19 protein-coding genes and 1 pseudogene are annotated in these 22,036 nt (G+C 42.8%); 1 reads left to right on the top strand and 19 read right to left on the bottom strand.

The window, feature by feature from the left end:
- Position 1: 1 nt before the first annotated feature.
- From pstB (LCU_RS00525) to LCU_RS00455, 15 genes are all read right to left on the bottom strand, one after another.
- Positions 2-760 (bottom strand): phosphate ABC transporter ATP-binding protein PstB, encoded by a 759-nt coding sequence (gene pstB / locus LCU_RS00525; protein WP_004270242.1) that lies wholly within the window; start codon positions 758-760, stop codon positions 2-4.
- A 20-nt stretch (positions 761-780) separates the two neighbouring features.
- Positions 781-1,590 (bottom strand): phosphate ABC transporter ATP-binding protein PstB, encoded by an 810-nt coding sequence (gene pstB / locus LCU_RS00520; protein WP_004270235.1) that lies wholly within the window; start codon positions 1,588-1,590, stop codon positions 781-783.
- 9 nt (positions 1,591-1,599) lie between these two features.
- On the bottom strand, positions 1,600-2,484 hold the full coding sequence (gene pstA / locus LCU_RS00515; RefSeq protein ID WP_004270246.1) for a phosphate ABC transporter permease PstA: 885 nt from the start codon (positions 2,482-2,484) through the stop codon (positions 1,600-1,602).
- Complete coding sequence (gene pstC, locus LCU_RS00510; protein WP_004270247.1) at positions 2,484-3,407, bottom strand: phosphate ABC transporter permease subunit PstC; 924 nt, start codon at positions 3,405-3,407, stop codon at positions 2,484-2,486. Before pstC ends, pstA begins: the two co-directional genes overlap by 1 nt.
- 10 nt (positions 3,408-3,417) lie before the next feature.
- Positions 3,418-4,278, bottom strand: coding sequence for a phosphate ABC transporter substrate-binding protein PstS family protein (locus LCU_RS00505; RefSeq protein WP_054644132.1), 861 nt, complete (start codon positions 4,276-4,278; stop codon positions 3,418-3,420).
- Positions 4,279-4,372: 94 nt separating this feature from the next.
- Positions 4,373-6,034, bottom strand: coding sequence for a two-component system histidine kinase PnpS (gene pnpS, locus LCU_RS00500; protein ID WP_056965958.1), 1,662 nt, complete (start codon positions 6,032-6,034; stop codon positions 4,373-4,375).
- The gene (locus LCU_RS00495; protein ID WP_004270257.1) at positions 6,021-6,734 is read right to left on the bottom strand and encodes a response regulator transcription factor; all 714 of its coding nucleotides are present in this window, start codon (positions 6,732-6,734) and stop codon (positions 6,021-6,023) included. Before LCU_RS00495 ends, pnpS begins: the two co-directional genes overlap by 14 nt.
- Positions 6,735-6,754: 20 nt before the next feature.
- The gene (locus LCU_RS00490) at positions 6,755-7,885 is read right to left on the bottom strand and encodes a PDZ domain-containing protein (protein WP_223315838.1); all 1,131 of its coding nucleotides are present in this window, start codon (positions 7,883-7,885) and stop codon (positions 6,755-6,757) included.
- A gap of 192 nt (positions 7,886-8,077) precedes the next feature.
- A complete protein-coding gene (gene ftsX, locus LCU_RS00485; RefSeq protein ID WP_056965959.1) occupies positions 8,078-8,965 on the bottom strand; it encodes a permease-like cell division protein FtsX in 888 nt (295 codons plus the stop codon).
- Positions 8,955-9,632: a cell division ATP-binding protein FtsE gene (ftsE, locus tag LCU_RS00480; protein ID WP_371857627.1), complete on the bottom strand. Its 678-nt coding sequence runs from the start codon at positions 9,630-9,632 to the stop codon at positions 8,955-8,957. The genes ftsX and ftsE overlap by 11 nt, the downstream gene beginning before the upstream one ends.
- Positions 9,633-9,771: 139 nt before the next feature.
- Positions 9,772-10,888 (bottom strand): peptide chain release factor 2 gene (gene prfB, locus LCU_RS00475; RefSeq protein WP_099048118.1). Its coding sequence is split into 2 segments (ribosomal slippage): positions 9,772-10,815 and positions 10,817-10,888, totalling 1,116 coding nucleotides; the frame shifts between segments, so codons are not numbered across the junction.
- A 71-nt stretch (positions 10,889-10,959) separates the two neighbouring features.
- Positions 10,960-13,323 carry a preprotein translocase subunit SecA gene (secA, locus tag LCU_RS00470; RefSeq protein WP_004270228.1) on the bottom strand — a complete coding sequence of 788 codons (2,364 nt, stop codon included), beginning with the start codon at positions 13,321-13,323 and terminating at the stop codon, positions 10,960-10,962.
- A 228-nt stretch (positions 13,324-13,551) separates the two neighbouring features.
- Positions 13,552-14,097: a ribosome hibernation-promoting factor, HPF/YfiA family gene (hpf, locus tag LCU_RS00465; RefSeq protein ID WP_004270226.1), complete on the bottom strand. Its 546-nt coding sequence runs from the start codon at positions 14,095-14,097 to the stop codon at positions 13,552-13,554.
- Between the two features lie 125 nt (positions 14,098-14,222).
- Positions 14,223-14,753, bottom strand: a complete 531-nt coding sequence (locus tag LCU_RS00460; protein ID WP_148484979.1) for a ComF family protein — start codon at positions 14,751-14,753, stop codon at positions 14,223-14,225.
- Positions 14,754-14,896: 143 nt separating this feature from the next.
- Entirely contained in the window at positions 14,897-16,231 is a 1,335-nt protein-coding gene (locus LCU_RS00455; RefSeq protein ID WP_100069772.1) for an ATP-dependent helicase ComFA, read from the bottom strand.
- Between the two features lie 56 nt (positions 16,232-16,287).
- Between LCU_RS00455 and LCU_RS00450 the strand changes: the two genes are divergently transcribed.
- Positions 16,288-16,950 (top strand): YigZ family protein, encoded by a 663-nt coding sequence (locus tag LCU_RS00450; RefSeq protein ID WP_004270231.1) that lies wholly within the window; start codon positions 16,288-16,290, stop codon positions 16,948-16,950.
- Positions 16,951-16,974: 24 nt separating this feature from the next.
- On the opposite strand, the gene LCU_RS00445 is transcribed toward LCU_RS00450, so the two are convergent.
- The 4 genes and pseudogenes from LCU_RS00445 to recA all read right to left on the bottom strand — a co-directional run bounded on the left by LCU_RS00445 (position 16,975) and on the right by recA (position 21,988).
- Positions 16,975-18,063, bottom strand: a complete 1,089-nt coding sequence (locus LCU_RS00445; RefSeq protein ID WP_004270225.1) for a glycosyltransferase family 4 protein — start codon at positions 18,061-18,063, stop codon at positions 16,975-16,977.
- A gap of 109 nt (positions 18,064-18,172) precedes the next feature.
- Positions 18,173-19,031 (bottom strand): annotated as a pseudogene (hemH, locus tag LCU_RS00440) (ferrochelatase).
- A 92-nt stretch (positions 19,032-19,123) separates the two neighbouring features.
- Positions 19,124-20,686 (bottom strand): ribonuclease Y, encoded by a 1,563-nt coding sequence (gene rny, locus LCU_RS00435; protein ID WP_056965963.1) that lies wholly within the window; start codon positions 20,684-20,686, stop codon positions 19,124-19,126.
- A gap of 243 nt (positions 20,687-20,929) precedes the next feature.
- Positions 20,930-21,988 carry a recombinase RecA gene (gene recA, locus LCU_RS00430; protein WP_004270239.1) on the bottom strand — a complete coding sequence of 353 codons (1,059 nt, stop codon included), beginning with the start codon at positions 21,986-21,988 and terminating at the stop codon, positions 20,930-20,932.
- Positions 21,989-22,036: the final 48 nt, after the last annotated feature.

Genomic DNA, 22,036 nt, shown 5'->3' with positions numbered 1-22,036 from the left:
CTTAGCCAAAACGGCCACTGATGTAATCTTCCGTTTCTTTTTCGGTTGGGTTTAAGAAAATCTTCTTCGTTGGTGCGTATTCAATCAATTCACCTTGTAAAAAGAATGCTGTCTTATCCGAAATACGAGAAGCCTGATGCATATTATGCGTCACCATTATAATGGTATACTGTTGGCGCAATTCTAGCAACATATTTTCAATTTTAGCACTCGAAATAGGGTCTAGCGCAGAAGTCGGTTCATCCATTAAGATCACTTTCGGTTTCACAGCTAACACCCGAGCGATACAAACCCGCTGTTGTTGACCACCAGAAAGTGATAAAGCACTTTCGTGTAACTTATCTTTGACGTCGTCCCAAACGGCCGCTTGTTTCAAACTACTTTCAACGGCTTCATCTAAGACGCGATGATCTTTAACACCGGATAAACGTAAGCCGTAAACAACATTGTCATAGATTGAAAATGGGAATGGGTTCGGTTGTTGGAACACCATGCCAACTTCTTTCCGTAACTTAACGGTATCCATCTCAGGCGCATAAATATCTTGGCCATTCAATAAGAATTTACCGGTCACCTTCGCCGAGTCGATTAAATCATTCATTCGATTCAAGCAGCGCAAGTAGGTTGATTTCCCACAACCAGATGGCCCGATGAGCGCCGTAATTTCATTTTCAACAAAATCCATATTAATCCCTTTTAAGGCCTCATTCTTACCATAGAATAGATGCACATCTGAGGATTCAATAATCTTATTTGCCACGGGGCAAACCTCCTTGCGTCCTAGCCAAAGTGACCAGAAACATAATCTTCGGCCGCTTTAATCTTCGGCCGGGTAAACATTTTACGTGTTTCGTCGAATTCAAGTGCGTGCCCTGAATGGAAAAAGGCCGTGTAATCACTGATTCGTGCTGCTTGTTGCATGTTATGCGTCACAATGATGATTGTAAATTCTTCTTTTAAGCGAATCAATGTTTCTTCAACCGTGTTCGTTGAAATTGGATCAAGAGCTGAAGCCGGTTCGTCCAATAATAAAATATCGGGTTTCATCGCAATTGCCCGGGCAATACATAACCGTTGTTGTTGCCCACCAGATAGTGCCAATGCGCTCTTTCCTAATGAATCTTTGACTTGATCCCACAAAGCAGCTTGTTTTAGTGACGTTTCAACCACTTCATCCAGATACTTTTTGTCTTTTTGTCCATGTTGTTTCAAGGCAAAAGTGATGTTGTCATAGATTGATTTGGCAAATGGATTAGGCCGTTGGAACACCATGCCGATATGTTCCCGCATCTTATACACATCAACGTCATCGCTATTGATGTTCAAGCCCCGGTACATAATCTTACCGGTCACACGTGTATTAGCAATATTGTCATTCATCCGGTTTAAACTCCGAAGATAGGTTGACTTTCCTGAACCAGAAGCGCCGATTAACGCGGTAATTCGATAGCGTTCAAATTGCAATGATGCATCGTGCATCGCGCGTTTGTCGCCGTAATAGACGTTTAAATCTTCAGTTGATAAGGCAATTTCATGTTTTGGTTCATCTAAATGTTTGATGTGCGTTTTTGTTAAATCGTAATCTGCCATTATTTTCTCCTATGCTGCTGTCATTTTACGGTAGACACGCTTGCCGATGACCCGTGCTAACCAGTTAAATAGTAAAACGGCGATGATTAAGACGGCAGATGCGCCAGCAGAAACCGCAGTCGCATCCGGCATAATCCCTTCCGAGTTAATCTTCCAAATGTGCACCGCTAATGTTTCCGCAGGTCGCAATGGATTCAACGGACTCGCGATGTACATTGGGTTCCAGTTGGTAAAATCAAGTGATGGGGCACTTTGTCCAGCTGTATAAATCAAGGCAGCCGCTTCACCAAAGACCCGGCCAGCGCCTAAAATCATCCCGGTAATAATGTTGGGTAACGCTTCTGGAATCACGACATGCTTGACCGTTTCATAACGCGATAAACCAAGTGCAAGACCTGCTTCACGTTGTGTGAAGTGAATTGATTTTAAAGCATCTTCCACATTCCGCGTTAACAACGGTAAATTGAAAACGGTCAAGGCTAAAGCACCCGCTAAGATTGAAAAGCCTAGCTTAAACTGGATAACAAAGACCAAGAAACCGAATAACCCGACCACGACGGATGGTAAGGAACTTAACACTTCAATCGCGGTCCGAACAACATTCGTCACCCAGTTCTTCGGCGCATATTCTGCGAGATAGATGCCGGCACCAATTGATAACGGTACTGAAATCACCATCGCCAAAATTAATAGATAGAATGAATTAAACAGTTGGACGCCAATCCCGCCACCTTTAGTAAAGGTTTGCGCAGGTTTCGTTAAAAACTGCCACGTCACGTGTGGTAATCCGCGCACCAAGATATAGCCGAGCAAACTTGCTAATAATAATACGATCAAACCAGCGATGAGGGTTAGCACACCGGTGGCAACTTTATCCCATTTTTTTGCATCCATTAGCGACCCATTGCTCCCTTCCGACCAATTAAACGAACTAATAAGTTAAATAGTAGTGACATCAATAATAAGAGTAACGCCAATGACCAAAGTGCATTATTGGCTAATGAACCCATGACCGTATTCCCAATGCCCATCGTTAACACACTCGTTAACGTTGAGGCTGGGGTAATTAAGTTATGTGGTAATAACGCAGCGTTCCCGATGACCATTTGGACGGCCAATGCTTCACCAAACGCCCGGGCCATCCCGAAAACAACCCCGGTTAAAATCCCTGGTGTGGCTGCTTTTAAAACGACTTTCCATGTTGTTTGCCAACGCGTTGCACCTAAAGCGAGTGAGGCTTCGCGATAATGCCGTGGCACACTCTTGAGTGCATCGACTGTCATCGATGTCACAGTTGGTAGAATCATGACGAACAAAACACAAGTCCCGGCAAGAATCCCAAAGCCACTGCCACCAAACAAATGACGGACAGCTGGTACAATCACGGATAATCCGATAAACCCGTAAACAACTGATGGAATCCCAACAAGCAATTCCATCACTGGTTGCAATAATTTTTCACCCCGCTTAGGTGAGATTTCAGTCATAAAAATCCCAGCGCCAATTGCAAACGGTGTTGCTAATAAAGCCGCTAAGAAAGTCACTCCAAATGACCCCATAATCATTGGTAAGGCGCCCACTTCTGGTCGACCATGACTATCTTTCAAACTTGGATTCCAATTAGACTGCGTTAAAAAGCGGCCTAGATTGATTTTATCTTTAAAGAAGGTCGCTAACCCTTTTGAAGCGACGAAGTAGAAAATGGCGAGCACGATGAACACGATTAAACTAATACAGAATAAACTGATTAATTTGCCCCGTGTTTCACTTTTGGCTGCGCGTGATTTCTTAAGTAAACTTGCTTTAATTGGATCCATAATTGGCCCCCTACTTAACCTTTGTAATTGTGCCATCAACCGACCGTTCAACCGTCATCTTAGCAACTGGAATATAGCCCATCTTGCCGACTTGTTTATGTTGAACCTCATCTGATAAGACATACGCCAAGAAACGTTTTGTTAACCCAGTTGGTTGCCCCTTGGTGTAAACATGTTCATATGACCAGATTGGCCATGCATTAGTCATCACGTTTTCATCGGTTGGTGCAATGCCGTTTAATTTAACCATTGCAATCGAATCATCTACGTATGAAAAAGCAAGATAACTGATGGCCCCTGGCGTGTTCGCTACAATTGATCGCACCATCCCCGTTGAATCTTGTTCTTGAGCGGGTTTAGTCTTGCGCGACTTCATCACCCATTGTTCAAACGTCGTCCGCGTCCCACTACCTTGGGCTCGGTTTACTAAAACAACCGGCTGATCTGGTCCACCAACGTCTTGCCAGTTATCAATTTCGCCACTAAAAATCTTCGCGAGTTGCGTCAATGTTAAGTTTTTAATCCCTAATTGCTTATTAATGACTGGGGTAATGCCGACAACAGCCACGCGATGATCGACCAGCTTGTCCGCTTTAATGCCAGCCTTTTCTTCAGCAAATAAATCAGAATTCCCCATCTGTACAGCGCCAGATTGAATCTGACTCAAGCCAGTCCCAGAACCGCCCCCCTGGACGTTAATGAACTGACCGCTGTGATCAGTACTGTATTGTTCAGCTAACGCTTCAATCAGCGGCTGAAGGGCTGATGAGCCGACCGCCGTTACGGACTGACCATTTTGTTTAGACTGGCAACCAGCCAATAGTAATAAACTGAATGTGACTAATAAGCCAATAACATTACGTTTGCGCATGTTAATCCTCCACGAATTCCATTTAAACCTCGTAAGTTCCATTATAAAAAAGGTTTGTAAAAACTAAGCCTATCAAATGTAAATTTTGTGTAAATCAAGCGTTTGGTAGCTTCAAAATGAATTCACTACCGACACCTAATTGACTCTCTACGGTCAACTGCCCCTCTAAACTGGCGGTAATCTCGCTAGCAATTGCTAGTCCAAGGCCGGTCCCGCTCTTATGGGTCGCGCGCGCTTGATCAACCCGATAGAATCGTTCAAAAATTCTTTCTTGTAGGTCACTTGGAATGCCCAAACCGGTATCGACAACGCGGATAACAATTTGATCTTTTTCAAGTTGCACGGCAATCACCAACGAGCCGTTTTGTTTATTATACGTGATGGCGTTAGCGATTAGGTTTTTCAAGATTTGATTAAACTTCATTTTCTGAATTCTAATCGCTAAATCCGTTGGAATATCAACGGAGACGTGTAACTGCTTTTGTTGTGCCTTTTGTTGCATCAGTTCGAGATTAGCCTGCACCAATTCACGTACATTCACAAGTTGCTCTTGCGATTGGTCCTTACGATCTAGATGCGAAAGCGCCAAAATATCTTGAATCAGCGCAGTTAATCGCGTACTTTCGTCATAGATGATTTGTAAGAATTGCTTTTGCGTGGCAGGATCTTCCGCCGCACCAGCTAACAACGTCTCAGCAAAGCCTGTAATAGCCGTCACCGGCGTCTTCAATTCATGACTCACATTGCTGACAAAATCCAACTGCATCTGCTCAACGCGCCGGACATCGGTTAAATCATATAAAATGACTAATGCTTGGAATTTCGATTTAACCGTATTGAGTTGGACAACATTCGCATCCACAAACCGTTCTTGATTTTGAATCAACTGAATTTCTTGGTGATGACTCTTTCGGTACCTAAAAGTGTGCTCAATCATCCGTGTTAATTCATACGTCTTGATATCATCAATATAGGGGTGTTTCTCAGTAACAATCGTCGTCTCCAATAACCGATCCATTGCTTCATTGTGCAAAACGACTTCACGATTTTCGTTAATCACCATGACGCCGACCGGTAAATGGTCAATTAGGCGGTCAAAACTGCCCTGTTGCATGGCAATCTTCTGCCGCATATGCCGCATATCACCATTTAATTTATTAATTTCTTGCGCGAGGATATATAATGACGCATCTTTTTGAAAAATAATCGGTTCGGGCACTTCTTCATGCCGAATATGATGAATATTAGCGACTAAAATTTTCAAGTGGTCAAAGAAATGACGGCGTTGCCGCCAGAAACGGTATAGAAAAATCCAGCTACCGATTAAATAGACAATCGTGACCGATAAAGCAATCTTCGGCCACGTATGCCAGAACTGTTGCTGAGGCACTACTAAGACAAAGTTGGGCCGATCTGCTTGGTGTGCGTAAAACAAATACGGTTGCTTATTAACTGTTTGCCGCGTACTAAAATTGGCGGCAGAATGATTCCGATTGACAATATCCGTCACTGCTTTTTGCAACTTTGTTTTATTCGGCGATTTTGGCGTCAAAACTTGTAAGCTGTTTTGGCGTAACCACTTTTGCCGATCAAACTGTGGTTGTTTGATGATTAGCGCATAGTCGGCGCCCCGTTCCTTTAACATCGCGTCTTGTTGTTGGGCAATCACCAAATTGACAAGCACAATAAAACCTATGTAAACAGCCACTAAAATAGTGGCTAGCTGATAAAATCTAAATTGATCATGTTTGGTCATGGTTGGGGTCCTCCAATTGATAACCGAAACCACGCACCGTTTTTAAGTAAACTGGATGACGCGGATCTGTTTCGATTTTTTCCCGTAAATGACTGACTTGAATATCAACCATTCGCGTTTCGGCTGGATAATCAAAGCCCCACACCGCATTTAAGAGTTTCTCACGGCTTTGAACCTTGTTAATCCGATGCATAAAGTAAACAAGGAGTTCGAACTCCTTAGGCGTTAAATGGAGCTTCTGAGTGCCCTTTTTAGCCACAACTTCGCCTTCATCGACCATTAAGTCCCCTACTTGTAAAATATCACTAGGGTGCGTTTCAACGACTGCTACAGGCTGTGCCGTCCGCCGTTCAATTGCCCGAATCCGCGCGATAATTTCGCGTGGACTAAATGGTTTAGTGACATAGTCGTCTGCCCCCACTTCGAGGCCGACAATTTTATCGGTTTCGCTATCCTTAGCCGTTAGAATCATAATCGGCGTTTTTAACTTTGCCTCCCGAATCTTCTTGGTAACGGTAATTCCGTCTAGCTTAGGCAACATTAAATCTAAAATAATAAAATCAAACGACTGCTGTAAAGCCATCGTCAGCGCTTGTGCACCGTCAGTTGCCGTCATCACTTTAAAATGTTCTTGTTCCAGGTTATAGCGTAATAATGTCAAGATTGCTGGTTCATCGTCTACCACTAAAATTGTCTTCATTCATGCCACCCTTTATTTACTTAATTCTCTGGGAATAATACAACGCCTAACTCATGTGGTGCATCAGCAAAAATTGCGCCTTCAGCCATCCGGAACTCACCGTTTAAATCTTGAACCTTTAAATGGCAATACGTTGGCTGACTTTGAATCGCCCGATAAAAATTATCGTTATTTGAGACAGCCTCGCCATTACATTCAACAATTGTATCGCCAACGACCAACCCCATTTTAGCAGCCGGCGTTTCGCGTAAAATCCCTAAGATAAAGACGCCATCGTAGGGTTTCGTAAAGTGCAACTGCCGTTCATGGGCACTGCGTCTACTCAACCGCCATTGTAATGCACAGCTTAGTACTAGCGCAACTGTTAACATGCCAATAATCCAGTTCGGAAATGCAACGGCAATTAACCCAAACCCAACTAACAACAAGCCAAAGATCAAATAGCTATTGGCATTTTTAGTAACAACTGATTTCATTAAGCCTTTGACTGCTTTCAAACTAAATCCCAATAACAATGGCAAGATTACCAAGCTATATGATTGATGCCCGATATTTAAGACCGGCCAAAAACCCAAACTTGGCATATCAATTGCCCCTGGCACTAAGAAAAAGACCGGCGCAATATAAATTTGTCGACTCATAAAGAAGGCCGTCAACCGCCCTCGCTTGCTAGTCATCACACGCGGTGTCACAGTTGCCTCGGCATCCCAACGTTGTAAAACACTATTGATGACGGTCACTAACCCAATAATCACCAATAATTCAGCCAAAAGACTTGCTTGACCTTCCATCTGATATTGGGGCCATATGAATGTTGCACCAGCGTAGACCAAAGCACTGATTAAAAAGGTTGCCGATACGTTTTGCCATCTAGCAGCCACTAGCAAACTCAAAATAGCGATTAGTTGATAGACCAGCCACCATTGCATATTAACCATCGCCCCTAACACTAAGGTACAGCAACTTAAGGCTAGCCCTGCGAGTAGCCCATGGCCCACAAAATGGCCCACTTCTATCCATCGTGGATTAATCGCAATTCTAAAGGTCTTCCGTTCCAAGCTAATTCGTCTATGCGCTAACCAGCCAGCATACACAATCGCTAACCATAAAAGTGGTGCCGTTAGTAATGGTCGCAAAATATCAATGATCATCGTCAATTCAACAAACCCCCAGCGTCTATATTTAAATACCGTGCGTGTTTCCAACGACACACGCTCGATTTCCAGCTGCCGAATTTCGCAGTTATCCCAATCAGTATAGCATTTTGCCCCCTTAACTGCCTAGGGTTCAAAAAAAAAGAGTGACGAACAATTTAATGTTCGCCACTCTTTCACTAATTTAGTTTAAATTTTAAGGAAACGACGCATTGAGATGACAGAACCTAATGCTCCAATCACAATCCCAATCACAGCCATTGTTAAATCAAGTTGGAATAAGAAAATTCCTGGTTTCAACATTGAATAACCGGCTGAAGCCATGCTGAGTGCCATATGACGGTAAACCCAACCATAACCTAAGTCGATTACAATAATGGGAATAATTACCCCAAGTAATCCAACCCAAGCCCCTTCAAAAAGGAATGGCCAGCGAATATACGAGTTAGTTGCCCCAACTAAACGCATAATTCCGATTTCGTCGCGCCGCGATAAAATCGTAATCCGAATTGTATTGGAAATCAAGAACACTGCCACAAAGAGCAATAATAAAGTAAAACCAACGCCCCATTTACGGACGCTACTCATTACCTTGAACAACTTCTTAGCGTTGTTCCCACCATAAGTGGCATCATAAACGTATTTCAATTTTTTCGCTTGTTTAGCGACTTTAATCGTTTGACTTGGTTTTGTCGTACTTACTGTGTAAACATCGTACAACGGATTATCGTCTCCGGTAAACATCTTAAATGATTGACCGTAACTGCCGACAACCTTGTTTAATTCCTTTTTACGACTTGAATACGTCACTTCTTTAACAGACGCCATTTTTTCAAGTTTCTTTTGTAGCTGATCTTTTTGTTTACTTGTTGTGCCCCGTTCAATCATAACCCGCACGTGCACATCATTTTCAATATCTTGTGAAATCTTGTTAAAGTTGAAGATCATCGCAAAGAAAATCCCGACTAATAACAACGTTACGGTAACTGCACTAACAGCTGCGATTGACATCCAGCCATTTCGTTTTAAACTCTTAAAACTATCGTTGAGATGACGCTTCAATGTTCTAATCTTCATAGCCGTAGTCACCTTCTTTTTCATCACGAACTAAGCGACCGTCTTCAATCGCTAAGACACGATGGGTCCGTTCGTTCACCATTTGTTTGTTATGGGTTGCCATTAAGACAATCGTCCCACGTTCATTAATTGCTTCTAAAATATCCATAATACCATCTGACGTTTCAGGATCTAGATTCCCCGTTGGTTCATCGGCAATCAACACATCTGGCCGGTTCACAATCGCACGTGCAACCGCGACCCGTTGTTGTTCCCCACCAGAAAGTTCATTTGGAAAGCGACGAATTTCACCCTTCAAGCCAACTAGTTCGAGCACTTCTAATACACGATCTTTGATTGCTTGAGGTTCTGCCTCGATCACTTCCATGGCGTATGCCACGTTTTCAAACACCGTTAAACGTGGTAATAACTTGAAATCTTGGAAAACAACACCCATCTTACGGCGTAAGTATGGGACATCGTGATCCTTCATACCGATTAAATCAAAACCAGCGACTTCGATTTCACCACTCGTTGCTTTTAATTGATGGTACAACATCTTAATGAATGTTGATTTACCAGCACCACTGGGACCAACAATATAAGCAAATTCGCCGGGTTCAATCGTTAGCGAAAGATCCTTAATTGCTGTCACGCCATTTGGATACTTTTTTGACACATTTGTCATTCGAATCAATTGGGGACACTCCTTTTTTTGTCGTTATCATTATTTATTGTCAATGAAAACCGCAATCTTTTATATTATAGCATGCTATTTATTCAAATAATCACAATTTGATTACATTTATATTTCAATTTCTTTGCAGCTAGTCGGGATTCTTCTGACTCAACTGCCATTGCAGATAGGCATACATAAATGGATCCAAATCGCCATCCATGACTGCTTGCCCGTTTCCGGTTTCGTAGTCGGTCCGGTGGTCTTTAACCATCGTGTACGGATGGAATACGTATGAGCGAATCTGTGAGCCCCAGCCAATTTCAAGCTGTTCGCCCTTAATAGCAGCCGCTTTTTTCGCCTGTTCTTCTTGTTCTTTTTGATACAATTTAGCCTTCAACATATTCATCGCAGTTTCGCGGTTTTGCAATTGCGACCGTTGCGCCTGTGATGAAACAACAATCCCAGTTGGTAAATGCGTTAACCGCACGGCTGATGATGTTTTATTGATATGTTGCCCACCAGCCCCGCTTGAACGGAAGACGTCAATTCGTAAGTCTTCGGTGCGGACTTCGATATCAATCGAATCATCCAATTCCGGCATCACATCGACTGAACAAAACGAGGTGTGGCGGCGCCCAGCTGAATCAAACGGTGAAATTCGTACAAGCCGATGGACCCCTTTTTCAGAACGTAACATGCCATACGCGTTGTGCCCTTTAATCATCAAGGTCACACTCTTAATCCCAGCTTCTTCACCGGCCTGGTAATCTTCTGTTTCAACGGTAAAGCCGTGTGCATCTGCCCAGCGTAAGTACATCCGCAAAAGCATTGAACCCCAATCCTGAGATTCCGTACCACCAGCACCAGGATGCAATTCAACAATCGCGTTATTGCTATCGTAGTCGCCCGATAGTAATTGTCCGAGTTCATATTGTTGCATCTGAGCTTGAACAGCCGTCAAATCAGCTTCAAAACTCGTCTGGAGTTCAGCATCGGGTTCTTCTTGTAATAGCTCTAATGTCACTTGTAGCTCTTCTGATTGCGCTTGAAGTTGCATAAAAGAGTCGTATTTTTCCTTTATGGCGTTATTTTGATCAATTAACTGTTGGGCTGCTTTTTGATCCGACCAGAAATCGGGATCCGCCATTTGCGCTTCATTTTGCGCGATGCTTTCTTGCAGGCCATCTAAGTCAAAGTGACCCCCTAAATTGCGTTATTTTAGCTTCAATTGCTTCTAAAAGATGTTTTGCTTCACTTAATTCCATATTTTAGTCCCTCCACTATTTTTTCCCATTAAAAAATGGCTAAGTTAACTACCTCAGCCATTTTCTACGCGTTAGCGTCGAATATTTTGACGGATTTCCGCCTTCATGAAGAGCCGGGTTGTATCGTAATCGATGTCGCTGATCATTTCTTCAAACATCCGGTAACCTTCTTCTTGATATTCAACCAATGGATTCATTTGACCGTAGCCCCGTAATCCGATTGAGTTGCGTAATTGATCCATTGCATCGATATGATCGGTCCAGCGTTCATCTACCACACGGAGGATAACGACTTTTTCGAATTCGAGCATTTGATCTGCATCTGCTAATTGTTTTTGTTTTGTTGCGTAATTCTTTTCTGCAAAGGTCATCAATAATGATTCGATTTCTTCAGCAGTCTTACCTTGTAATTTTTCAATTGGTAATTCTTCTTCACTGACCATTGAAGTTGTGGCAAATGCGTGGATTGCTTCTAATTCCCAGCTCCCCATTTCACCTTGTGTATGCAATTGCACAATCCGTTTAACGGTTCTTGAAATCATTGGCATGATAACTTCTTTCAAATTATCTTCCGCCATGATGACCTGCATCCGTTGTTTATAGATGACTTCACGTTGTTCACGCATCACATCATCGTATTGAAGGGTTTGTTTACGTGTATCGTAGTTATTCCCTTCAACCCGTTTTTGTGCGGCTTCAACTTGACGCGTAATCATCTTACTTTGGATCACCGCATCGTCATCTGAAATCTTCATCCGGTCTAGGAAGGCTTTAATCCGTTCTGAACCGAAACGTTTCATCAAGTCATCTTCCAATGACATGTAGAATTGTGTGACACCAGGATCCCCTTGACGACCAGCACGGCCTCGAAGTTGGTTATCAATCCGGCGTGATTCATGACGTTCAGTCCCAATAACAGCCAAACCGCCTAAATCCGTCACACCAGGTCCTAATTTAATATCAGTCCCACGACCAGCCATATTAGTAGCGATAGTGACCGCACCACGTTGACCAGCATTCATGATAATTTCAGCTTCTTTAAAGTGATTCTTAGCATTCAAAACAGCGTGTGGCACGTTATTTTCATCTAGTAATCGCGATAGTAATTCTGAAGATTCAACCGCAACGGTCCCAACCAATACTGGTTGGCCCTTAGTATAACGTTCCTTGATATCTTCAATAACCGCCTTAAATTTACTTTCCAAAGTTGGATAAAGCACATCTGGTTTATCGATTCGGGCAATTGGGCGGTTAGTTGGAATTGAGATAACTTCCATGTTGTAAATTTCGCGGAATTCTTCTTCTTCGGTCTTCGCCGTCCCAGTCATCCCTGATAACTTGTTGTACATTCTAAAATAATTTTGGTATGTGATATTCGCCATTGTTTTGGTTTCATCTTGGATTTCAACGCCTTCTTTGGCTTCAATCGCTTGATGTAATCCATCTGAATAACGACGACCATCCATCACACGACCTGTAAATTGGTCAACAATTAGGACTTCGCCTTCTTGAACCACATAATCAATGTCTTTTAACATGATATAGTTGGCCCGTAATGATTCGTCCAAATGATGCGTCAAGGCTGTATTTTCAGTGTCATATAAATTGTCCAAGCCGAAGTTAGCCTCAGCTTTTTCAATCCCTGATTCTGTTAGACTGATGGTCTTTGTTGGCCAATCAATCTTATAGTCAGTTTCTTCTTTTAAAGTTTTAACAAAACGATCAGCACGGATATAAAGTGCTGTTGACTTTTCAGCTTGACCAGAAATAATCAATGGTGTCCGCGCTTCATCAATTAAAATTGAATCCACTTCATCGACAATGGCAAAGTTCAATGGTCGTTGAACCATTTCTTCTTTGTAAACCACCATGTTATCGCGCAAGTAATCAAACCCAAGTTCACTATTCGTTGAATAAGTGATATCTGAGTTGTATGCGTCGCGTTTTTCTTCTGGTGTCTTAGCATTTAAGTTTAACCCAACAGAAAGACCGAGCCAGTTATATAATTCACCCATTTCCGTTGCATCACGACTTGAAAGGTATTCGTTGACGGTAACAACGTGAACGCCTTTACCAGCCAATGCATTTAAATAAACAGGCATGGTAGCCGTTAAGGTTTTCCCTTCACCAGTTTTCATTTCAGCGATGTTACCTTCGTGTAGCGTAATCCCACCAATAATTTGTACACGGAACGGGAATAACCCTAAAACACGTTTAGCACCTTCACGCGCAACCGCAAAAGCTTCTGGTAAAATATCGTCTAATGTTTCACCATTTGCTAATCTTGTTTTGAATTCTGGGGTCTTAGCTTGCAACGCTTCATCAGATAAATTACTATATTCATCTTCATAGCTTTGAACTTGATCGGCAATTTTGCCCATTCGCGCTACTTCACGTTTATCGCTTTCTACCCATGTTTTTAGAAAGTTTGCCATGTGCGTCAATTCTCCTCTAGAAATACGTTTGAGTTCTTAAATAGCGATTTCTTATATAGTCAATATGATTACTAACAATTCATTTTACCATTTATTACAATCAAATAAAACCCTGTCACAGTAAACAATCCAGCCAATTCAGTAAAAATTTAACCCCATTATCTATATGGCTACAAAAAAAGGGCTGAGCGCAACTCATCGTTGTCCCAGCCCTAACTTAACGTTCACTTATTCATCAGTTTCAATCAAACCGTAACGACCATCTTGACGTTTATAAACAATGCTTGTACCGTTTGTTTCTGAATCTTCGAAGATGAAGAACTCATGGCCTAGCATATTCATTTGTAAGATTGCTTCTTCACTATCCATTGGTTTCAATGAAACGCGTTTTGTTCGAACGACTTGCATTGATTCTTCTGGTAATGCTTCTGCTTCTGGCACCGTTAATTCCATACCCTTAATCCCGCGTTCACGTGATTTACGGTTAATCTTTGTTTTAAATTTACGAATTTGTCTTTCTAATTTATCAGTAACTAGGTCGACGCTACCATACATATCAGGCGATGTTTCTTCTGCTCTTAATACAAGGTATGGTAATGGAATGGTGACTTCCACCTTAGCGGTTTTATCGGAGTACACTTTTAAATTAACGTGTGCAGTTGCGGTCGCTGAATCATCGAAATATTTTTCGAGTTTGCTGATTTTCTTTTCAACATAACTCCGAATTGCGTCAGTTACCTCAATATTTTCACCACGAACATTAAAACTTAGCATATGAATTCTCCCCTTTCACAAATACCCCCTGTGGGCACTTGTCGCTCGGAACTCAATTCTTTCCCGAGGCTTTGTTACTGACTTCATTATATATAATTTGCGCGTAACACACAAATAATATGGTCCTAGTGGACTAAAGTAATTGCGTGAATTGGCAGCGTTTGGTATCGCTTGCGGAGACACTGCTGAGCATGCCATAACGTGCGCCCAGTGGTATAAATATCATCCAACAAAATTAACTGCTGCACCTTGGAACTCAACAGCACGTTCTGCGCGCATTTAAAAAATTGCGGCGTTGCTAAGCGCTCTGCACGATTTTTTTGTGCTTGTCCTTTTTCAGTTGGTAGCTTCTGCAACAATGGGGTCAGTGGAAAACAGTCCTCGTATAAGCCAACCACCGGATTGAATCCGCGGCTTTGCAAATGTGTTGGATCAGTCGGGACTGGGATATACGCCGTTTGCCGTTGCACAGGAAAATTTTCTCGAATCAGCCGTTGAAATACGTGACGTAATCGATAATCCCCCTGCCCCTTATAGCGTTGAAAATACTGTTGCATTGGTTCGTTGTATGTTAACAACGCTCGATTAGTAAATTGTTCGCCTGGATACAGTTGCTGCCATCTCTGGCAATCCGGACACACCCCCTGGGTTGTCATTTGCCGACCACATCCCGAACAACACTGCGGCCCAATCCGTTCAAACTGTGCCATGCAACGTGAACAGATCATCGCCGGATAGACTGGTCGCAATGAACAAATCAATGCAATGGAGGGTTGTTCAAGGATAACTGCCGCACACATTAAACAGTGGATTGTAATCGCCGTCCTTTTCGATTTTGTCGTTTAATTTGTTGACACGCACGCTGAATAGCGACCGTGTAATCCGCGTAGAAAAAATAAACCGGATTGGCAGCATGCTCTTGCTGTCGTCCGGCTCGGCCAGCAATCTGTACAAGCACTGATTCAGTGAAGACCACGTGTTCTGCACCAAGAACAAACACTGCAATATTTTTAAACGTTACGCCTCGTTCTAGAACTGTCGTCGTAATCAGCACGTCCCCGCATCCTGCTCTAAAGGCCGCTATCTTGTCTAATTGATTAGGATCGCCAGCATGTACCGTGTTCACTGTAATGTGTGGCAATGCCCGAACAACGCTCTGCTGAACCGCCTCTAAATCCCTTACCTGTGGCACAAATAATAATAAGCGTTGTTCTTGAAGACACTTCCTGAGTAAGTTGCGCATCACGGATGGTAACTGATGCCGTTTAACTGAACGCCGCCACGTAAACAAGGGATAGCAATGCGGTTCAGGTAATAAGTGACCATGAAAGCGAATTGGTAGCTCACTACCCGTTAAATCCCCTGTATTAATCGCATGGCGCAACTTTACAGTTGGTGTCGCCGTCAGATAGATCAATGCACAGCATGGCTTACACGCCTGTTTAACAGCCATCTCAAGCTGGGGATTATTGACAAATGGGAACGCATCAACCTCATCGACAATGACAGTGTCAAATGCCTGATAAAACTTAAATAACTGATGGGTTGTACAAACAACTAACGGCGTATACCGGTAAGGCGCAGTCTGTTCCCCATGCATCAGCATGATTGGTGTGTTAGCAAACGCTGCTTGCAAGCGCGGATAGAGTTCTAAACAAACCGCCACCCGCGGCGCAGCAACACACACACGCTGCCCATTAGCTAAAGCCGTCGCAATGCCTTGAAATAACATCTCAGTTTTACCAGCACCGGTCACTGCAGTTAAGACATGGCGTTGTTGCTTGGTAATGACCGCAACAATCTGCTTTGCGGCTTGTGCTTGAAAAGGGGTTAGTGTCCCCGACCAAGTTAGCGGTTCTACGATCGACTCAAACAGATTGCATTCAGGCACGTAAACCAACTGATCCCCTTCCACTAACCGCCCAAAGGTCAAGCAAGCAGCACAATAATACCGACCATCAGGTAAGCGAGCTTGCTCTTTCACCACTTGTCCACACCGTTGACATACCAGACGCTGATTAACTATTTGAAACGCTAGTCGCTGTTTAATCTGTGGTAAACTATAATTATTCATAACGGTACTCAATTGGGTGGCACTCCACTGACGACCATAAGCAAGTTGTTTTGCCATCATTTCACCTTCCACCCTTAGTTCCGTTAAATCCAGCTTATTTTTTCAAGGAGTCCGGTATGCAAAGTTATTTTACCGTTCAAAAAGACGGCGAATTTGAACTCGAAATCAAAAAGTCACGCTTCATCTGTCATGTTGCGCGTGTCACAGACGAAACCGCAGCACAAGCGTTCATCGCACAAGTTCGCAAAGCAAATCTGAAGGCCAATCATAATTGTTTCGCCTACCAATTAGGTTTAACGGCCAATATTCAAAAACAAAGTGACGATGGCGAGCCAAGTGGCACAGCCGGCGTGCCAATGTTAGAAGTACTGCGCCAGATGCAGCTCACTAATCTGTGTGTCGTTGTCACCCGCTATTTTGGTGGCATCAAACTTGGTACTGGTGGTCTTATTCGAGCATACAGTCACGCCACTTCGGCCGGACTTGAACACCTCGGTATTGTCCAAGGTATCGAACAAACCGCTTGTCAGATTACAATTGACTACGCTCAATTTGACACTGTGCAAAATTTACTTAGCCAATTAAACCTCACTGCCGAAGACATCCAATATACGACTAACATTCAAATGACCGTCTGGTTAGCGACTACAGCAGTTAGTGATTTACAACAACAATTAACCGAACGCCTCAACGGCCAATTACAATTCGACCTTGGCCCTCAACAATTCAACGAAGTCCCCATTAGCGCACAGGATTTACACCAGATTCGCTACCAATAACGCAAGAAAAGGATTAGCCAATGGCTAATCCTTTTCTTCATTCTTCGGTTTTAATAATCGTTTTAAAAGCATCAATAATGGGCGGCGATTGTCACCAAGTAACCCAATTGATTCAACAAATAATTCTAAGCCAATTAAGACGGCTACCGTCAATGCCAAGCTTCCCCAGAGTGTCGATAGTGGGTAGAGCAATGAAATCAACGAGAAGACCAATGCCAGTCCATAAATCACGAGAACCGTTTGGCGATGTGATAAACCAAGTTGCATCAAACGATGGTGTAAATGATGTTTATCTGCTTGTGAAATGGGCTTTTTATTCAAAATTCGGCGCAACATTGCGTAAATTGTATCCGTAATTGGTACACCGAGAATAATAACTGGAATCAATAACGTAATGAACGTCACGTTTTTTAAACCTTTGAGCGATAAGACCGCAATCATAAAACCAATGAATAAGGCCCCGGTATCCCCCAAGAAAATCTTCGCTGGATGGAAGTTATGTGGTAAGAAACCGATTAATGCAGCGACCAAACAAAAAATCATGATTGAGACGCTGACATTGGTGATTGATAAGAAGAAATAGGCGATGACGCCCATTGTGAAGAGTGCGATAATCGAAACGCCAGTTGCTAAGCCATCCAACCCATCAATCAGATTAACGGCGTTGGTAATTGCCAGAATCCAAAAAATGGTGATTGGGAAGCTTAACCATCCTAGTTCAAAGGTGCCTAAAAATGGAATTGTCAAAATATTCATGCGGACGCCCGCTAAGAAATAAATGACCAATGCTGCTAATAAAATACCGAGCATCTTTTCCTTTGGATTCAATTCCTTAATATCATCGATCATCCCAGTGATGATGATGATACATTCTGCTAAGAAGATACTGAAAAGTTCGTGTGTTTGGAATTGCCCGCGTAATAATACGAAGGTCCCAAACGTAAACGCGATAAAAATGGCCAGACCACCCATTGCCGGCATCGCCTTTTTATTCACTCGGCGGGCATTTGGTTTATCAACTGCGCCTAAAACAAACGCGAGGCGACGCACTAATGGGGTAATTGCGGCCGATACGAGCATCGTCGCAAATAGACCAACTATAATTTTAAACATGGGTTGCATTCAACTTGCCTACTTTCTCTTGCATTCTCTTTATTATACAAATCAAACCCGTTAAACACAACAATGACTTGATTTCTTAAGCAAAAGCCAAGCACCCTGATTATCTGTCCCGCACAATCTGGGCTAATAAGGCCGTAAATCGTGGATCAGCATTAAAGGGATGAATGTAATCAAATTGTTCGCCTTGATTATCCATAAAATAGTCCCGATTTTCAACATCAATCTCTTCGATAGTTTCCAAACAATCCGCAACAAAGCCCGGGGTTAGGACCAAAATTTTTCTAACGCCTTCTTGGGCTAATGACTGCATCGTAGTGCTAGTGGCCGGTGTTAGCCATTCATTCGGTCCAAACTTAGATTGGTATGTGGTCCGAAAAGTTTGTTTAGGCAAGCGCGCCTGCAATAGCGCAGTAGTTGCTTCACACTGTGCTTGGTACGGATCCCCTTTTGTTACGTACGACTTTGGAATCCCATGGTATGACAAAATAATTTCGTCATAGGTTTGCGTCTGTAGCTTCTGTTCAATCGCCGTTGCCATCAAGTCGATATAGCCTGAGCGTTGATAAAAGTCCTTCACAAAATGCAAAGTTGGCATGTTTGATTGTTTTAAATAAAACTGCGCAACTACATCATAAGCCGACATCGTCGTAGTCGTTGAATATTGCGGATACATTGGCACGACCGTCAAATCATCGATTCCCGCCGTTTGAATCTCACTAAGCACATCGGTTAAGAATGGTTGACTATATGACATCGCCTCAAAAACTTGATAATCGGGTAATTCAGCTTGTAATTGAGCAACTTGCTGTTGCATGTACACTTTTAATGGGGAGCCAAACCGCTTTGGGCATCGCAACGACCCGCTGATCAGCTAAGAAATGTTTTAAAAAATGGCGAATTTCTTTGACTTCTGGTTTATCTGGGGTCCCCAAATTAACTAATAACACACCTTCTTTCATGATAATGTCCTCCACAATTTTAATTAAAACCAAAAAAAGAGCGGGGAACAAAATTGGTTTTGTCCCCCGCTTCAATGTTAGGCCAATCCGCATTACTTCGCGTATTCGACCGTTCTTGTTTCGCGAATCACAGTCACCTTAATGTGGCCAGGATACTCGAGTTGGTTCTCAATTTGATTCTTCACATCACGTGCTAAGACGGTTGCTTGGTCATCTGTGACTTGTTCTGGTTTAACAATCACCCGAACTTCACGACCCGCTTGAATCGCAAAACTATGATCAACACCTTTAAAACTATTCGTAATACTTTCAAGTTTTTCAAGACGGTGAATGTAGTTTTCAAGTGATTCAGAACGTGCACCCGGCCGAGCCGCTGAAATCGCGTCAGCAGCTGCGACTAAGACTGAGATAATCGATGTTGCTTCAGTATCACCATGGTGTGAACCAATTGCGTTAATCACCGTTGCCGGTTCCTTATAACGCGTTGCTAGTTCAACCCCAATTTCAACGTGGGAGCCATCGACTTCATGGTCGAGGGCCTTACCGATATCGTGTAACAAGCCAGCTCGTTTAGCGAGTGTCACATCTTCACCCAATTCAGCGGCTAAAATCCCCGTTAACTTGGCCACTTCAATTGAATGATTCAAGACGTTTTGCCCGTAACTTGTTCTGAAATGTAATCGACCAAGAATCTTGATTAAATCAGGATGCATTGTGTGTGCACCAACATCAAAGATTGCTTGTTCACCGATTTGTCTGATTTGTTCGTCCATTTCCTTGCGTGACTTATCAACCATTTCTTCAATCCGAGCTGGATGAATCCGGCCATCTTGAATTAACTTCTCTAATGTCATGCGCGCAATTTCGCGACGAATCGGATCAAACCCACTAAGCACAACTGCTTCTGGCGTATCATCGATAATCAGGTCAATCCCAGTCAGTGTTTCTAATGTCCGGATATTCCGACCTTCACGACCAATAATCCGGCCCTTCATATCATCATTTGGTAACGTCACAACAGTTACTGTTGTTTCAGCAACCATATCTGCTGCACTGCGTTGAATAGCTTCAGCGACTAATGTGCGCGCAGTCCGATCAGCTTGTTCTTTAGCTGTTTCTTCACTTTCTTTGATTAAAACAGCCCGTTCATGTTCAAGGTCTTGTTTCGTTTCATCCAAAATGATTTTTTGCGCTTCATCATGCGATAATTCGGCAATTTCTTGCAACTTCGCTTTTTGTTGCTCAACTAAAGTGGCAGCTTCTGCCTGCTTTTCAGTTAGCTCTTGTGCTTGATTCGTTAAACGATTTTCACGTTGCTCCAATGAACGTTCTTTTTTATCCAACGTTGCATCTTTGCGATCCATTGTTTCTTCCCGTTGAATCAAACGGTTTTCTTGCTTTTGTACCTCACTGCGTCGATCTTTCAATTCATTTTCAATCTCAGAACGATAGCGGTGATTTTCATCCCTTGCTTCCAAAAGAATTTCTTTCTTCCGCGTTGCGGCTTCTTTTTCAGCTGCTGCGATTATTCCTGTGGCAGTCTTATTTGCACCATCAATTTCACGTTCGTGCGCCTTCTTTTGTAGAACGGAACCAACTAGTAAACCAACGATTAACATGATGACTGCGAGGATTAATGGAAAAGCTAAGTTCATTGTTTCACCTCCGCATCATCAAAAATTTTGAATTGCAACTTTCACTGCAAATTTTTAAAGATGTTATTATGTTTAGTTTTTCAACACATAGTTATTTTATAGTTTCATAAACCGCCTGTCAACTTAAACTATCGGCATTGCAACCGTTTTCGAGTTCAGTCAATCAAATCGACCATCAGAATAATTCGGTTAAGCAATCAAAAAAGCTGAAGCAAAATAACTTTTGCCTCAGCTTAATGATTCTTATTCGTTTGAATCGTCATCCGTAAAGACGTCGAGTTGTGTTTCATCGCTTTCATCTACTGGGACATCCGAAATACCATATGCTTCCCGAACTTTAAGCCGGACTTCATCTTGAACTTCTGGATGATCAGCCAAGTAATTCTTCGCGTTCTCACGTCCTTGACCAATGCGTTCATCCCCATAGGAATACCATGACCCACTCTTATTAATAATGTCCTTTTCGACCGCCATGTCGACCAGTTCACCCGTTTGTGAGATCCCTTGACCATACATAATGTCGACTTCAGCCACTTTAAATGGTGGTGCCACCTTATTCTTAACCACTTTAATCCGCGCACGGTTCCCGATCATATCGGTCCCATTCTTGATGGTTTCAGCACGCCGGACTTCAAGCCGAACGGTTGAATAGAATTTCAATGCGCGACCACCAGGTGTGACTTCGGGGTTCCCGAACATCACGCCGACTTTTTCACGGATTTGGTTAATGAATAACGCAATCGTCTTTGTTTTATTGATTGTTCCTGATAATTTCCGTAAGGCTTGTGACATCAAGCGGGCTTGTAACCCAACATGCGCGTCACCCATTTCGCCTTCGATTTCAGCACGAGGCACTAAGGCTGCGACTGAATCGACAACTAAAATATCAACAGCCCCACTTGAAACTAAGGCATCGGCGATTTCTAAGCCTTGTTCCCCAGTATCTGGTTGTGACAAGAGTAAATCGTCAATATTAACCCCGAGGGCAGTTGCATACTTAGGATCCATTGCATTTTCAGCATCGATATAAGCAGCAGTCCCACCTTGCTTTTGCACTTCGGCAACAGCATGTAAGGCAACGGTTGTTTTACCTGAACTTTCAGGACCATAAATTTCAACGATTCGGCCACGTGGATACCCACCTACACCGAGCGCTTCATCCAATGCAAGGGAACCAGATGAAACAGTTGAGACTTGTGTATCAACCTTTTCACCCATTCGCATGATTGAGCCCTTACCAAAATTCTTTTCAATTTTCTTTAATGCAGCATCTAAGGCTGCTTGTCTTTCATCTTTAGCCAATTAAGTGCCCTCCTCAAAAGAGTCCTTTTCAGTACTCTCTTAGTTTAC

This window comes from Latilactobacillus curvatus JCM 1096 = DSM 20019, assembly GCF_004101845.1.
Lineage (GTDB): Bacteria > Bacillota > Bacilli > Lactobacillales > Lactobacillaceae > Latilactobacillus > Latilactobacillus curvatus.
Note: the sequence above shows the minus strand (reverse complement) of the source record. Positions and strands in the feature narration are given on the sequence as shown.